This window comes from Streptomyces sp. NPDC048473, assembly GCF_043200155.1.
Classification (GTDB): Bacteria; Actinomycetota; Actinomycetes; order Streptomycetales; family Streptomycetaceae; genus Streptomyces.
The window spans coordinates 43,643-58,306 of the sequence record NZ_JBICXE010000018.1 but is presented as its reverse complement, the minus strand read 5'-3'; the positions used below and the strand labels follow the sequence as shown (position 1 = coordinate 58,306).

Genomic DNA, 14,664 nt, shown 5'->3' with positions numbered 1-14,664 from the left:
AGGGACAGGGCTCAGCGGGTCTTCGGGGCGCGCTTGGGCTCGGTGCTGCGTGGCGGCCCGCCGTGGGGAGGCTGCGCCGTGGGACGCCGGGATGGCGATGAGAGGCGTTCGATGGTCACCAGCGGGGCGACGGCGGCGGGGAACGGGAAGGACGTGGAGCGCAGAGTGGGCCGGGGATCGAGCGTTTCGGCGGCGACGGCGTGCAGGAGCAAGGCCGGCGTCTTGTCCGTGAACGAGATGTCCCACAGGTGACCGACGCCTTCTGGGGAGGCGGCCAGGTGCCAGGTGACGGATGTGTCTCCGTGGATGGGCGGCGCCGATGAGTCCACGGGGCGGCTGACCACGGCAGCGTGCCCGTCGTGCGAGATGAATCCGGAGAGTCCGAAGTCGTCGAAGTGGGTCCAGGAGTCGGCGTCGACGTAGAGCTCCAGCAGGCCGGGCTCGGCGCCGATGCCGTAGACGACGTGATCCGGATCGGTGGCCAGTTCGCCGGCCAGGGTGCCGAGGAGCCTGGCGACACATTCGATCGGCACGAAACCCCCGATCTCCGCACGCCAGCGCTCAGCCGCTTCTTCTTCGGTACGTGCCGTGATCACCATGTGAGGGCCTCGGCCCACGGCTGCTTCGTCGTGGCGGATCGTGATGCGCCGGCAGGGGCTGGTGACGGTCAACGACGACGCGTCGGTGTGTGCGCTCCACGCGGTTTCCTCGGCAAAGATGTCGAGGAGCTGCTGGTGGTCGGTGGGGAGGCTGGCGGCCAGATAGCGGGGAGAGATGAGGATCTTCTCCCCGGGCCTGACCTGGTCGGGGTCGTTAGGCATGGTTCTTCCGGTGGGATCGGGGAGCGGGTGGCGAAACGGGGGCCTCAACTACGCGAGGAAGGAGGCGGCATCGCGGCGAGGGTGCGCTGCGGCGTGCAGGCTGGCACCAAAACCGTGGGCGAAGACTCGCGCCCTTTCTTCCAGCTCGGCGTAGGAGTCCTGCGCCGTCATTTGCGCGGGGTGCTTGCGGTACCGGTAGACCGGAACGGGCAGCAGGATCCCCGGGGCGAGGCAGGTGACGGCGAGGGCGCAGTAGTCCTCTCCCTGCACGAGGCCGCCCATGGGTGCCGCGCGCACCAGGTCGGTTCGGGCCAGGAGGGTGGTCGGGCCGAGCGGGATGGTGTCGGCCGGGTCCTTCCAGTACCGCCATACGTCTCCGGCCTCATGCCGGCCGGGCGGTGTCGGACACCGCCACAATGTCGTGGAACCGTCGTGCAGGTCCTCGCTGTATCCGGCACACCAGCCCACCCCGGTCTCCTCCAAGGTGCGCAGCCGCAGCGCCATGGCCCAGTCGGTGAACTCATCGTCGTCATCCGCCCAGTTCACGTACTTGGTCCGGACGTCGTTCAGAGCCAGGTTGCGGGCGCATGCGGCGCCGACCGGGCGGGGCAGGGCGAGGATGCGGACGCGCGGGTCGGCGGCGAGGGCTGCGGGCAGCCGGGTGGGGTCGGCCCCATCAAGGGCGACGATGGCCTCCCACGGGACGCTCTGGCGGCACAGACTGGCGTGCATGGCAGTGAGGAACGCCAGTCGTTCTGGGCGGAGTTGGGTCGCTATGACCACGGTGATCTTCGGGTGGGAGTGCGGGGACAGAGGGCTTCTCCGGACAGGCGTGGATCGGGACGGTGCGGTCTTCCGGGGGCTACCGGCGGGCGGACTTGCGGGACGCAGGGGCTGACGAGGGAGCGGTGGCGGACAGGCGCGGGGCGACGCGCAGCGGCACGACCGGAGCCTGGGAACCCGGGTTCCATGCGCCGGGGGCGGTGCGGATACGGCTGCGCGGGTCGGTGTCCCACCCGACGACGGGTCCGCGGTCGTACGCCAGCAGGCCGATCACTTCGATGCCGGTCTCGTGCAGGACGTAGGCCCACTCCAGGTCGCCGGTGCCGTCCTGGGTGATCAGTTCACGCTCGGCCGGAATGCCGTCGGTGTTGTACACGTTGGTGAGCTGACGGCTGGGGAACTCATCGCCCCCGGTCAGCGAGCGGCGTAGCGCGTCGGGTGCGCCGTCGAGGAGATCCGTGCCCAGCTCCTCCCAGCCGATGTGGACCTTGTCGATCAGGTGCCGGGCCATCGCCTCCAGGTCACCGGCGAACCGGTATCGGAAGGCGGCCAGCAGCAGCGGGAGTTTGCTGTCGGGGTAGCCGTCGAAGTGGACGTACATGCCGGCGTAGCCGGTGGAGGTGGGGCGGGCGATGACCGCACGGGTGGACAGATCGGTCTCCTGGAGTGGGGCTGGTCAGTGTGAGCGGGGGCGCGCCGTCGGGGCGGTCATCGGCTGGGCTGGGGTGCCGGGCGTACGGGCGGTGGCGCGAGGCGGCGTGGTGGCGGGGGTCGGCTGGTCGGGCCGCCAGAGGCAGGCGGTGTCGCGGAACCGCACGCGGGGGTCGGTGCCCCATGCGACGAGGGGGCCGCGTCCCGCGCCGGGCTCGCCGATCACCTCGATGCCGTGCGGGTGGAGGACATAACCCCAGTTCAGTCGCGATGCCGTCCGCTCGGTGTAGATCAGCGGCGGTTCGTTCGCGCGGGCCGGGTATCGCTTGCCGGGTTCGTCGTGCTCGCCGACGAGGTGTTGGCGCAGGGCCTCGGGTGCTCCGTCGAGGAGTTCGGTGCCGAGGTAGGACCAGCCTTCTGGTGCGTCGGCGATGAGGTATGCGGCCAGGGCGTCGGTGTCGCCGGCGAACCGGTTCTGGTGTGCGGCGAGCAGCAGCGGCAGTTGATGACTGGGGTAGCCGTCCCAGTGGACGTACGTTCCGGCGTAGCCGGTGGTGCCGGTGGGGCGGGCGATGACAGAACGAGTGGACAGAGGATCTTCCTGTCATGGGCGGGGTGGGTCAGCGGGAGGTGCGGCGCGTGGGCGCTGCCGGCGTGGCAGGTGCCGCCGCCACGGACGGCGCGGGTTGCGCGGGTGCTGATCGGTTCGGGCGCCGGTAGATGCTGGCCAGGTGGTCCTCGCTCAGGTAGGCGAGCTGATCACCGAGTGCGGACAGCTCCTCGGCGTGCTGGCGGTAGCGGGCGGCGAAGCCCGGTTCCTGGTTGCGCTCGCACCACTCGGCCGCGGTCTCCAAGAACAGGTGCAGCTCGCCGAGACCGCTGTGCCCGTCGCCGAGGACGGCCTGCGCGACGGTGTTCAACTCGGCGGACGAGCGCGCACGGTAGACCTGCTGGGTCCAGTTGCTGATGCTGTGACCGGCGTCCCCGGTGGGGAGCGATTCGCTGAACTCTCGCGCGTCGTAGGCGGCCCAACGGTGCAGGTCGTCGACGGTCGGCCGGTTCTCCCGATGGGCGGTGACCTGCTCGGTGGCGCGGCCGACGTTGTCGTACAGCTCGAAATCAGGGTGGGGCAGGGACAAGGGGCTCTCCCGGTCGGCTAGGCGCGGTCCGTGCGAGCGGAGCCGACGGGCGGACCCGAGGCGTCGGTGCGGGCGCACTTGTAGCCGATCAGGCGTGACGGGGCGGCCTTCGCCGGCACGGTGGCGGCGTCGGCGCAGACGAACGTGTACGTCACCGACGTGCGCGGGATGCCGTGCAGCCAGGCGTTGTCGTCCTTGTCCGGGTTGATCTGCAGCCCGGAGTGCGCGACGGCGTCGGTCTGCGTGTGGGTGTGGGCGAACAGCAGCAGTGCGCCGCCGTCGGCGGTCTTCAGCGCGTAGGCATCCTTGAAACGGTTGGTGCCGCCGGCGAAGGTGGTGGTGCCCAACTTCCCGAACTTGCGGGTCGTTTCCTCGTGGACCTTGATCTGCTGCTGGCTGGCCTTGGTCGGGGCGAAGACCTTGGTGCCGGTGTTCGTCCCGCCGGTCGCGAAGTTGTCGATCACCGCGGTGCGCAGCACGTCGGCGTCGGCGAGCTGCTTGTTGCCGGTGGTGGCGACCGCGGTGGCGTAGCCGCTTCCGTCGAGGGCGATGTCCGGCAGCTTCGTGCTGTCGAGGTCGACGACGGTGGACATCTCCCACCGCTTGTCCTTCGGCCGCTCGGCGAAGACGGCGATGCGGCTCGGGTCCTTGCCCTTCTCGCCGGAGAGCGCGGCGGCGAACCAGCGGTCCTGGCCGGCCGTGAAGCGCGGGATGTACAGCTTGGCGCTGGAGGTGTCGTACGACCACGGCTTGTACGGCTTGCGGTCGGCCTTGGGCAGGCCCTCGGTCTCGGTGTAGTCGGAGACGGACATCGCGTACGTCGGGCCGTCCTCGACGGTGTCGAGCAGGGCGCGGTCACGCTGCGCGTTGGCCTTGTTGTTGATCTTCGAGTAGTTGGTGATGACGGCGCGAGCCTGCGCGTCACTGAGTGCGGGAGTCGGCTTCGGGGCGGCAGGCGTGGAGGCGGACTTCGCGTCGGCCGGGGTGTCGTCGCCGCTGGTGCAGGCGGTGGCGGCAGTAGCGAGCAGCGCGGCGGAGACGAGCAGGGGCAGGGCGCGGAGGGCGGTGCGGATGGAGGTGCTCCAGGGGTTTGGGCGGATGGATCAGCGGGTGCGGGAGGCGGCTGGGCTGGGCCGAGGGTGGGGGGTGGTGACGCTCGGGCTCGTGCTGCGGGACGGGGCCAGCGGAGCGGTGAGCCAGTCGGCTGCCTGGTGGAGTCGGGCGCCCGTTTTGTTGAGCCGACCGCGGGCGCTGTCGATCCGGGCGTGCAGCAGGGCGCGCGTGGATTCGATGGCCTCGCTGCGTTGCGTCGAGCGGTGTGAGGCGGCGAGCTGGTGGAGGGCTCCGGCGTGGCCGACGGCTTCACCGAGGTCGGCCAGGGCGTGTCCCAGCACGCCGACCGCGCGCGTGAGCTGGGTGACCTTGAGCCGGGTGGTGTCCGACTCGGGGTTGCGGTCGCGGCGTACGGTGCGGTCGGCGAAGGCTGCCGCGGTGGTGATGTGGGTGATCAGTCCGGCGATGTCGCGGACCCGGTCGTCGAGGTCGTCGAGGTTGTCGCTGCCGGAGTGCACCGCGTTGGTCAGCGGCAGTTCGTCGGCCGTGTTGTGGATGTGCTCGGCCAGCGAGTGCAGCTGACTGCTGTCGTCGTAATTGAAGGGCAGGAAGGGCTCCTGAACGGGGCAACGGGACGGCGAGATCAGCGGGCTGCACCGCGTGCAGCCGTGGGGGGCGCGGCCGGTGGCACCGTGGTCGTGGTCGGCGCGGCGTGGCGCAGGTTCACGCCGATGCCCTTCTCCGCGAGGCGGAGGGCGACTGCCTGGATTCGCCGGGCGCGACCGTCCTCGCCGTACGCAGCGGGCAGCAGGAAGGCTGCCTGGTGCGGGTGGTACTGGAAGCCATGGGCGTACAGCGTCATGCGCGCCTCTTCCGGCACTCTGGCGTACGGCGTGCCGAGCGCTCCGTCGTCGTACCAGGTCAGCGTTACCACTTGGGCGACCTGCGGCGGAGCCTGCCGATGTGGGGGCTCGGGCTGCTCGGCGGCGTTGCGGCGTACCGCCTGGCGGGCCTGCTCATAGCGGGGCAGGACCCTGCGGGCGATGAGGGCTGCGGCGCGCGCGGGATCGTTGGGGACGACGATGCCGTTCGGCTCTTCGACCCCGTCGAAATGGTGCGGCTTGATGGCGGCGTCGTCGGGCTCGAGCGGGGCGACGACGAACTGGTGCGGATAGCGCGGCCGGTCGGCGAGATAGAGGTGCTGCTGATCCGGGCCGTGCAGTACAGCGTCGTGTCCGAGCACGAATCCGGTGGCGACGTAGCTGACGTGGCCGGTGCCCCAGATCTGTTCGGCCACGGGGAACTGGTCGGGGTAGGTGAGGTGACGGTGGTATTCACTGGTCCAAGCGCCCGGCAGGCGGTCGGCCAGGCCGGCGGCGAAGATGTCCAGGTCGGTGCGTGCTGAGGGCATGGGCTCCTGACGGAGTGGTGAGGCGGGCCTATCTGCCGCGCGCCACGCGGGCAGGTGGCGTGATCGTGGGCGCCGAAGCGGGCACGGCGCTTGGGCGGTGCGCCCGGGAGGCGGCGTCCTCGGAGGCTGTCACCTGCCGGTAGGCATCGATGGTTTCCTTGAGCCGGTCGACTGCGTCGTCCCGACGTGCGGCGAGGATGTCGATCTGTGTGCCTCTGTTCTGCAGGACACCCAGGGAGTTGATCGACGTGTTCCCGGCAGCGGCGCGCGTAAGAACGGATGCCGCGTTCTGGGCGGCGGCGGTGAACTGCTCGTGTACGTGGTCCAGGTGGCGCGCGGCCGTGTGGACGAGATCGGCGATGACCAGCTCGGGGCCTTCGGTGTGCAGGCGACCAAGGAACCGAGGCGAGGCGCCGAGGGATTCGTGCACCATCTGGGAGCCGGGGCCGGCGGATGGTGGAAGGCTGGTTGGATTTTCCATGAAGGTGGGGATCCGGGGATTGAGGGAGGGCTGGCACGTCTCGACGGACGATCAATGCATTCGGGCATCCGTATCGAAAAGAGCCAATTCGTGCGGATGTAGCAGATGTTGAACGATGAAGGATCGTCCGGCGACCTTCCACAAGCCCCTGCCGCGGTTGAGATGCGAGATCGCGTCGGCTTCCACCGAGGTCAGCCCCAACAGCGCTGCGGCGGCGTGTAGTTGGTCGGTCTCCTGCCGGTAAATGATGCGGGTGGAGCAGTCGGCGAGCAGGCCCTCGGCCAAGGCACGTCCGCGGGATCCGGCGTCGCCGGCGGTGAGCAGGTCGGACAGCCGGTGGATCACCATCAAGTTGGCGATGCCCAGGCCGCGGCTCAGCTTCCACTGGGACTGCATCCTCGCGAGCAGGCCGGGGTGGCGCATCAACCGCCATGCCTCGTCGTAGACGATCCAGCGCCGGCCGCCGTTCGGGTCGGACAGCGCGGATTCCATCCACGCGGAGGCGCAGGTCATGGCGAGGACGAGTGCGGTGTCGTCGCCGGAGCCGCCGAGACGGGACAGGTCGATCGTCAGCATGGGCGAGTTGGGGTCGAAGGCCACGGTGCTGGGGGCGTCGAACATTCCGGCGAGGTCGCCGTGGACGAGGCGGCGCATGGCGTGGGCGAGGTCGCGGGAGGCGTCGCCGAGGCGGCCGGACATGACGCCGCCGGCCGTGTCGAGTTCGTCGGGGTTGTTGAGGGTGGCGGCGATGTCGCCGAGCAGCGGGGTGCGTCCGCTCGCGGCGGCGCGGGTGACGACGGCGTCCAGGGCGACGTCGAGGCCGGTGTGCTCCATCGGCAGAAGGTCCCGCCCGAGCACGGTGCGGGCCAGGGAGCCGAGCAGCAGCAGACGCCTTTTGCGGATCTCGCCCGCCCAGTCGGCCTCGGAGACGCTGTTGGGCCGCGGCGCTGCGTCCAGCGGGTTCAGCTTGCCTGGCAGCCCCGGTCCGAGCGCGATGGAGGTGCCGCCCAGCGCCTGCGCCACGGGCGTCCACTCTCCCTTGGGATCACATGGGACGTAGACGCGGTAGCCGAAGGCGATGGAGCGCAGCGCGAAGCTCTTGGCGAGCGCGGACTTGCCCTGTCCGATGACCCCGGCCAACAGCACGTTGGGGTTGGTGAAGCCGTCGATCTTGCCGTACAGCGCGAACGGGTCGAAACAGAAGGAGGCTTCGGCGTGCACGTCGCGGCCGATGTAGATGCCCTCGGCCCCCAGCCCGCCCTCGGCGAGGAAGGGGTACGCCCCGCTCGCCGTGGCTGTGGTCATGCGGTGGGCAGGCAACTTGATCTTGTTGTTGCGGGAGGACGCCGGGCCGGGGCGGCCTGCGGGCGGGAAGAGCGGCGACGGCATCTCCTGCTCCTCCGCCCCGGCTCCGGTGGTGTGGGCGGCTGCTTCGACGCGGGCCTTCGCGGCGGCTTCGGCGAGTTGCCGGCGGGCGGCTTTTCGGGCGGCGCGGTCGGTGCCATGCGGCGTGAACAGGGGGCTGGCGCTGGCGCGGCGGGCTCGGCGCGCGGGCCGGTGACTCATGGCAGGGCGGCTTTCACAAGGTGGCGGTCTGGAGCGGTGCGGGGGTCAGACGCGGGGGGAGGCGCTGAACAGGAGCGGCTTGCGGTAGCCCGTGCCGTCGCCCGACCAGTCCAGCTCGATGTAGCCGTCGGCGAGGTACTGGTACCGGCCGCTGGCCTTGGTCTTGAGGGTTCCGGTCTTGTAGCTCCCGTTGCCGTTGCCGCTGCTGTGTTCGAGCGCGTGCTCCAAGCCCGTGTAGTTGGCGTACTTCACGACCGGGTCCGTGCCGGCGGTGGACTTCTTGGTCTCCAGGTGGAAGCGCGCCTTGTTGAAGGTGAGGCTGCTGTGCTGGTTGGCCGCGTAGGGGCCGTCCCAGTTGACCGTGGCGGTGGTGTAGATGTAGCCGCCGCTCCGCTTGGCGCAGAGCCGCACGTCGAAGTCCCAGTTGTCGGAGTCGGGGCCGGTGTACGACGGGTCGTCGACGGTGTAGCTGCTGGTCGTGCAGTGGTAGCTGGCGGCGGACGCAGGCGTGGCGGTGGCCAGCGCGGCCGTGCCGGCGAGGCTGGCGAGGAGGGCGGTGGTGGAGGTGAAGCGCTTGAGCTTGCGCATGCAGGGCCTTTCGGTGGAGCGGGTTACTGGGCGCAGGTGGTGGTGTGGCCGGGTGCCGGGGCGTTGAGGTCGGCCGGAGTGGTCTTGCGGCGGACGACGTGGCCGGCGGCGAGGTGGCGCTGGCAGATGGTCAGGACGGGCGGTCCCTCGGGGAGCCGCTCCGGGTGGCACTCGGTTTCCGTCAGGGCCGCGTCCGCCACGGGCAGGAGGTGGAAGGCGTCGTGCACGGCGGCGGTGGCCTGCCACAGCCGGGTGTGCGCGGTGGCCAGATGTCGGCCGGCGGCGGGATGCGGCGGCCGGGTGGTGTCGGCGAGCTGGTCGAGCAGCTGGTGCAGCGAGGTCAGATGGGCGTGCAGCACGTCGAGGTGCACGCGGTCCGCAGGTGAGGCGTGGCGTTCAGCGCGCGGGGCGCGGGCGCGTGTGTGGTGGCGGATGCCGGCGCTGGCGGCCCGTAGGTACGGGTACGCGTCGCCGATGGGGATGGCAGAGGTCAAAGGGGAAGAGTTCCTTCCTGCCGCGGTGGCAGGACGTCGGCGGGTGGCCGGGCGTGGGCTACAGGGCCGTGCGGGCGAGCGGCAGGGCGCCGAGCGTGAAGGCATCGGGCTGCTGGAAGTTCAAGCGCCGCAGGTCGACCTGGGCGGTGACGGCAGCGGTCTCGATCTGCGCGCAGGCGGCGTCGAGCAGGGCGTCGGTCTCGGCGGAGACGGTGAGGAGCCCGGTCAGGGCCACATCGGCGTGTCCGGCGATCAGCTGGCGCTCGCGGGTCTTGACGTCCGCGTACTCCACGCTGTCGGCCTCGGAGTCGACCTGTCCGCGCCGCGACCTCTCGTTCGCGTCGGCGATGATGGCGGCCTTCTTGCGCTGGACGTCGCGCATCGCGGACTCGAGCCCTTGGGGCACGTATATAAGGGAGAGGGTGCGCCGGACTCCGGCGGTGAACATCAGGCCGTGCAGGAAGCCGGCGGATGTCTCCGTGCGGGGCCAGTCTTCTACCCAGTAGGTGGCGTGCCGGGCGGAGTCGGTGGCGAGCCGGTCGTACTCCTCGACCTGGACCACGGGCCCGGCGGCGGCCGGGTCGGCTTCTGCCCGTCCGGACTCCGACCACTGCTGCAGTGCGGACAGTGCCTTGGGGTCGTAGGCAGTGCGGATGACGGCGGCGATCTCGCGCGCCGAGAGCCAGCCGGTCACCATGAGTCCGGCGCTGCGCGCGGCCTGAGCGATGGAGCTGGTGGTCTGTTCAAGCACGGTGAAGGCGCCGGGTAGCCCGCCGCCGGCCTGGCTGATGAGTCGCTTGGCGGCCTTGAGGTCGAGGGAGATCGCCACGTATGCCTCGTGCGGGGCGGCGGCGGGCCCTGCGGAGGCGACCAGATCGCTGTAGACCTGCCCGGCGACCGGTGTCTCGGGGTGGCCCTGCTGGCTCCAGTGACGGGAGAGGGTGTCGCCGCTGTCGGGCACGGTGCGCTCCAGCACCTGCACGGTTGCGACGTGTCCGGTGCGGGCGATGCCAGCGAGCGCGCGTCCCCAGCTGCTCACGTTGTGGTTCTGGGTCGCGGGATCGAGAAGGGCGAAGGCCCTGCTGGAGACCCGGGCGACGGCGGTCAGGGTCTGCCGGTGCGGGTCATGCACGGCGGCGGCGCCATTGACGGAGTCGCCGGGGGTGACCACCCGCAGCGAGGCGGCGGTGCCGGGCAGATGCAGGACGCCGTCCTGGCGGGGCCGGGTGACGGGCCGGGCGAGCCACAGGGTCTGGCCGGTGCGGCGCCGCTGGGCGAAGCGCACGACGATCGGCGCCCAGTCGATCAGCGAGCGGCCGTGTCGACGGATGGCGACCAAGGCGGCGACCACGGCCCACAGCGGTGTCAGGGCGATGGCGCCGAGCAGGCCGGTGGAGACCACGGTGGCCAGCAGAAGCGCCAACGCGCATGAGACCAGGACGAGTTGGGGCAGCGACAGGCCGAGCAGGATGCCGCGCTTCGACCGGTGGGGGAATTTGACGGTGAGCGGTGTGACGGTGAGATCAGACAAGGGCCGTTCCGGGGGTGCGCGGGCGGTGGCCGGGGCGGCACGCGGCGGCAAGTGCGCGGCGCGTGCCGCCCCGGAGTCGGGCAGGGGCTACAGGCCGGCCGGCGGGGGCGGCGGCGCGCCGGTCCCGCTGGAGGTACTGCCTGAGTCCGGTGCCGGTGGAGCGCCCTGGGGCGGGGGCGAGGACGCTCCGGCGCCGGGCTGCGACATGAAGCCACTGCCTCCGCCGGAGGGCGATCCGGAACCGCCGCCCCCTCCGGGGGCACCGCCTACCTGACCGCTGGTGTCGTCGCTGGGACTGGTCGGGGGCGGCTGGACGGCCTTCTCCAGGCCGTTCTTGAGCCCTTCGGCCCCGGAAGAACCCTGCGAACCCTGGCCTTCCTTGCCGCTGTCGCCCCCGGTGGGGTTGGCGGCGATGTCGCCCGGGAACCCGCCGCCTCCGGCGGCATCGGGGCCCTGCGGGGCGCCACCCGCTCCTGCTCCGGCTGCCGCGCCGCCCGTGCCGGCGGTGGCCGCAGCGGCGGCGGCCTTGCGGCCGGCCTTCTCGGCGTGCTGCCGGGCGAGCTGAGCGCCGGCGCCACCAGCGCGGTGAATCGATTCTCCGTCCGTGCCCTCGGCCGCCCAGTGCACGAATTTGAACGTGGCGTACGGGCAGAGCAGAACCAGAACCATGATCACGATGCCCGCCATGACGTCGGCGAGCGCTCCGAGGCCGTCCTTGGCCTCGGTCTTGCCCATGGCGGCGATGCCGAGCACGAAGATGATGGTCATCAGCAGCTTGCTGACCACGAGGGTGGCCGTGGCTTCGATCCAGCCCCGGCGCCACCGGCGGGCGACCTCCCAGCCGCCGCCCGCGCCGGCGAAGATCGCTAGCGTGACCATGACCAGAATGCCCACTTTTCTGACCATCATGACGCACCAGTAGAGGAAGGCTCCGCAGGCGGCGCCGAGTCCGGCGAACACCGCGACCAGCCAGCCCAGGCCGGACAGGGCCCCGATCTGGGACACCTTCACGATGCGGCGGACGGCAGTTTCGATGTTCAGGTGCGATGCGGCGAACAGGCCGTCGGACAAGGCATCGACGACTTCGATGGCGACCGTCGTCAGCGCGATGGCGCAAAAGGCGAACAAGACGCCCGACATGGTGCCGGTGAATGCCTGGGCAAGGGCCTGTCCGTCGCGTTTGACGGCTGCCCGGATGAGCTGCGCGCAGAACGTCCCGACCAGGATGATCAGGCCGATCGGTAGCAGCATCTCGTAGTTGTCGCGGAACCATCCGGCGTTCAAATCCACCTTGGTGGTGGCGTTGACGGCCTTGGCTGCCAGGTCGGCTGCCGCGGCGGCGAGTTCGCCGGCGCTCTTGGCCATCCAGTCGCCGATGGCTTTGCCGGGATCGCTCGCGAAATCGACGGCCTCACCGACAGCGCACAGCTTGTCCGCGAGAGGGAAGTCGCAGAAACCCAAGGGAAGTCGTCCTCCTTACTTATCGGCGGGGTGGGTCACTGCGTGACGCTGGGGGCGATGCCGGCCAGGCGGCAGTCGTGGCTGGGCCGGCACTGCACGGCGAGGGTCACGGCACGCTCCTCGGCTCCGCCGCCGCCCTTCTTCCACTCGATCTGCTGCCGCCCGTTGACCGTGACCACGTAGATGTACGCCTCGGTGATCGCGGAGGGGTCCTCGGCGAGCGCCTGCTTGAACGCGCCGGGGTAGTGGCCTTCGGTGACCGTGCCGGTGGCGTGCTGGTTCTGGTCGGCCATGCGTGACCACAGCAGCGGGTCGGGTACCTGGCCGGAGACGGACGCCCAGTCGGCGTACTTGGTCTCCTTGGTCATCCACGCGCCCATGCCTGCGAGCTGCTGGTCGCGGTCGGTGTCGCGGGTGTCGTACGACCAGAGCATCGCCGCTGCTGCCTTGGCGAAGGCGACCGGTTCGCTGATCTGCGGTGGCTTGGGGACCGAACCCGACCCGGCCGCGGGCTTCGGGGCGGCCTCGGGGGGTGAGGAACTGCTCTCCTGGGACGGTGCGTTGGTGCTCTCGCTGTGCTCACCGCGGCCGGTGAACCACGCGGTGGTGGCGGCGATGATGAGCAGCGCGGTGATGACCAGGGCGACGATCGCGACGCGCTTGTTGGCCGACCAGGTCACGCCGTACCCGGACAGGGAGGGGAATCGTTTCTGCATTAGTGGACCTGTGACCCCAGGCCGGAGAAGAACGCCACGATCCCGTTGGCGGCGCCGAGGCCGAGCGCAGCGCCGGCCGCGACGACGGCGCCCTTCTTGCCGTTGGCCTCGGCCTGGTGACCGCCGGTGTGGTGGCCCCATGCCCACACGCCGAGTGAGACGGCAAGGGCGCCGACAACGGCGATGATCCCGAACATATTGATCGAGTTGACGACGTTCTTCAGGACAGCCAGGCCGGGCAGGCCGCCGCCCTTGGGTGAGATGCCTGGGTCGTACGCGAGGAAGACGACGGCGCGGTCTGCAAGAGGTATGGGCATGGGTGTGGCAGGGCTCCTTGCGTGCGCGGGCCGGGCAGAGGCCGGCGAAAGAGAGGTGAAGGGAGGGGGGAGTGGCGCGCGGGGCGCGAGAGGCGGGCCCGGCGGGGCCGCCCGGGTGGTGTCCGGGCGGCGTGCGTCGTCAGAGGACGCGGCGCGCGGCGAGGATGTCCCAGTCCTTGATCGGAGTGATCCGGACGGGCTTTGATGTGCGTGGTGCCTCGATGACGAGGCCCTCGCCCATGTACATCCCGACATGCTCGGGCCGGGCGGCGGTGCCGCGGCTGAATATCAGGTCTCCGGGCTTGAGGCTTTTCGCCGAGACGGACTTGCCCTCGTTGACCTGCGTGTACGTGGTGCGGGTGAGCTTGACGTCGGCGTGCGCGTACGCCTGCTGCATCAGCGAGCTGCAGTCGCAGCGCCCCATCGGGTCAGGCCCGTGGGAGTCGGTGCACGACCCGCCCCACTGGTAGAGCGTGCCGAGCTGGTGCATGGCCCACTCGATGGCCGCGCGTGCCTTGGGGTCGGCATCTTTGGGGATCTTGTATCCCTTCGGGACGCTGCCCTCGGGGATCCGCCCGAAGGACGTGCCGTCCTTGTCCGGTGTGCACATGCCAGCGCCGGACGCGGACTCCGTGTCCTTGGCGGGCTCGTCCTTGCCGGCGTTCGGGAACGTCTTGGCGATGGCCTTCTGCAGCGCGGTGGCGAGGTCCTCCCACTGCGCGTACGCGTCCGGGTAGCCGGACGCCTGGACAGCCTGTGCGGCCTGGGTGACCTTCATCTGCTGCCAGCCGTCGACCTTGAGCAGATGCTTGTAGAACTGCTCGGACGCGTACACCGGGTCACGGATCTGCTGCGCGGTGCCCCACCCCTGGCTGGGGCGCTGCTGGAAGAGGCCGAGGCTGTCCCGGTCTCCGGAGTTGAGGTTGCGCAGCCGCGACTCCTGCATCGCGGTGGCGATGGCGACGATCTGGCCCTTCTTGGGCACGTCGAGGCTCAGGCCGGTGGCCACGATGGTCTGTGCGTTGGGGATCTGCTCGGCCGGAAGGTCCAGGCCCTGGATGTGGATGTCCTTGCCGGAGGCGCCGTCGAGGATCTTGGTGACTTCCTTGGTCACCTCGGCGGTGTCGAGGCCGGTCAGGCATCCGCTGAACGAAGCGGTGGTCGCGGCTTCGCTGGAGGACGCCATCATCATGGCGGTGCCGGCGAGCAACAGGGGGGAGAGGACGACGACGCCGATGCCGGCGGCTATGCCCTTCAATCCGGCCTGCCTCCCGGCAGAGGGTCACGGGCCGGCGGACGGGGAGCGGGCAGGGGAGGGTAGAGCGATGTCACAAGCGAGGTCCTTGGTGAAGTCCCGGAGGCGCGTGCGTCGTTGAGGAAAGGGCGCGACGGCCGGGATGGTGGGTAGATCGGGGCCCGGGTGCACGGGTGCGAGTTGCCGCTCGCACCGGCACGGGGCGTCGGGTCAGGTGTGCCAGGACATGGGAAATCTCCGTGAAGGCAGGGACGGGGATGTGCCATCGACGGTGTTCGTCGGGCAGTTCCAAAACAGTAAGGGCGGATCCCCGGTTGCCGAAATCGCATCTGATCGAGGCTCTTTCTCGGGGGTTTCGGCGTCGATAGCGCTCAACCGGGGATCGTGCCCTACAGTT

The 14,664-nt window shown here is 70.5% G+C and carries 17 protein-coding genes; all 17 read right to left on the bottom strand.

Annotated features, from left to right (window positions below; all coding sequences use genetic code 11):
- Positions 1-11: 11 nt before the first annotated feature.
- Positions 12-821, bottom strand: a complete 810-nt coding sequence (locus ACGFU7_RS26340; RefSeq protein ID WP_393698766.1) for a DUF317 domain-containing protein — start codon at positions 819-821, stop codon at positions 12-14.
- A gap of 48 nt (positions 822-869) precedes the next feature.
- A complete protein-coding gene (locus ACGFU7_RS26335; protein ID WP_393698765.1) occupies positions 870-1,604 on the bottom strand; it encodes a glycosyltransferase family 2 protein in 735 nt (244 codons plus the stop codon).
- A gap of 79 nt (positions 1,605-1,683) precedes the next feature.
- Entirely contained in the window at positions 1,684-2,205 is a 522-nt protein-coding gene (locus ACGFU7_RS26330) for a hypothetical protein (RefSeq protein ID WP_393698763.1), read from the bottom strand.
- Positions 2,206-2,280: 75 nt separating this feature from the next.
- The gene (locus ACGFU7_RS26325) at positions 2,281-2,481 is read right to left on the bottom strand and encodes a hypothetical protein (protein WP_393698761.1); all 201 of its coding nucleotides are present in this window, start codon (positions 2,479-2,481) and stop codon (positions 2,281-2,283) included.
- Positions 2,482-2,875: 394 nt separating this feature from the next.
- Entirely contained in the window at positions 2,876-3,394 is a 519-nt protein-coding gene (locus tag ACGFU7_RS26320; protein WP_310870729.1) for a hypothetical protein, read from the bottom strand.
- Positions 3,395-3,411: 17 nt separating this feature from the next.
- Positions 3,412-4,206 carry a hypothetical protein gene (locus ACGFU7_RS26315; RefSeq protein WP_393698760.1) on the bottom strand — a complete coding sequence of 265 codons (795 nt, stop codon included), beginning with the start codon at positions 4,204-4,206 and terminating at the stop codon, positions 3,412-3,414.
- 291 nt (positions 4,207-4,497) lie between these two features.
- Entirely contained in the window at positions 4,498-4,965 is a 468-nt protein-coding gene (locus tag ACGFU7_RS26310; protein WP_393698758.1) for a hypothetical protein, read from the bottom strand.
- Positions 4,966-5,090: 125 nt separating this feature from the next.
- Complete coding sequence (locus ACGFU7_RS26305; protein WP_393698756.1) at positions 5,091-5,858, bottom strand: hypothetical protein; 768 nt, start codon at positions 5,856-5,858, stop codon at positions 5,091-5,093.
- Between the two features lie 28 nt (positions 5,859-5,886).
- Positions 5,887-6,291: a hypothetical protein gene (locus tag ACGFU7_RS26300; RefSeq protein ID WP_366505223.1), complete on the bottom strand. Its 405-nt coding sequence runs from the start codon at positions 6,289-6,291 to the stop codon at positions 5,887-5,889.
- Between the two features lie 99 nt (positions 6,292-6,390).
- Positions 6,391-7,905 (bottom strand): ATP-binding protein, encoded by a 1,515-nt coding sequence (locus ACGFU7_RS26295; RefSeq protein ID WP_097242956.1) that lies wholly within the window; start codon positions 7,903-7,905, stop codon positions 6,391-6,393.
- 45 nt (positions 7,906-7,950) lie between these two features.
- On the bottom strand, positions 7,951-8,493 hold the full coding sequence (locus ACGFU7_RS26290) for a hypothetical protein (protein ID WP_393698754.1): 543 nt from the start codon (positions 8,491-8,493) through the stop codon (positions 7,951-7,953).
- Positions 8,494-8,516: 23 nt separating this feature from the next.
- Positions 8,517-8,987, bottom strand: a complete 471-nt coding sequence (locus ACGFU7_RS26285; RefSeq protein ID WP_393698752.1) for a DUF6238 family protein — start codon at positions 8,985-8,987, stop codon at positions 8,517-8,519.
- A 58-nt stretch (positions 8,988-9,045) separates the two neighbouring features.
- A complete protein-coding gene (locus tag ACGFU7_RS26280) occupies positions 9,046-10,518 on the bottom strand; it encodes an SCO6880 family protein (RefSeq protein ID WP_097922835.1) in 1,473 nt (490 codons plus the stop codon).
- A gap of 87 nt (positions 10,519-10,605) precedes the next feature.
- On the bottom strand, positions 10,606-11,979 hold the full coding sequence (locus ACGFU7_RS26275) for an ATP-binding protein (protein WP_366505226.1): 1,374 nt from the start codon (positions 11,977-11,979) through the stop codon (positions 10,606-10,608).
- 35 nt (positions 11,980-12,014) lie between these two features.
- Positions 12,015-12,695, bottom strand: a complete 681-nt coding sequence (locus ACGFU7_RS26270; RefSeq protein WP_356723045.1) for a hypothetical protein — start codon at positions 12,693-12,695, stop codon at positions 12,015-12,017.
- On the bottom strand, positions 12,695-13,012 hold the full coding sequence (locus ACGFU7_RS26265; RefSeq protein ID WP_054102483.1) for a DUF6112 family protein: 318 nt from the start codon (positions 13,010-13,012) through the stop codon (positions 12,695-12,697). The genes ACGFU7_RS26270 and ACGFU7_RS26265 overlap by 1 nt, the downstream gene beginning before the upstream one ends.
- A 139-nt stretch (positions 13,013-13,151) precedes the next feature.
- Positions 13,152-14,270 carry a C40 family peptidase gene (locus ACGFU7_RS26260; protein WP_366505228.1) on the bottom strand — a complete coding sequence of 373 codons (1,119 nt, stop codon included), beginning with the start codon at positions 14,268-14,270 and terminating at the stop codon, positions 13,152-13,154.
- Positions 14,271-14,664 lie beyond the last annotated feature (394 nt).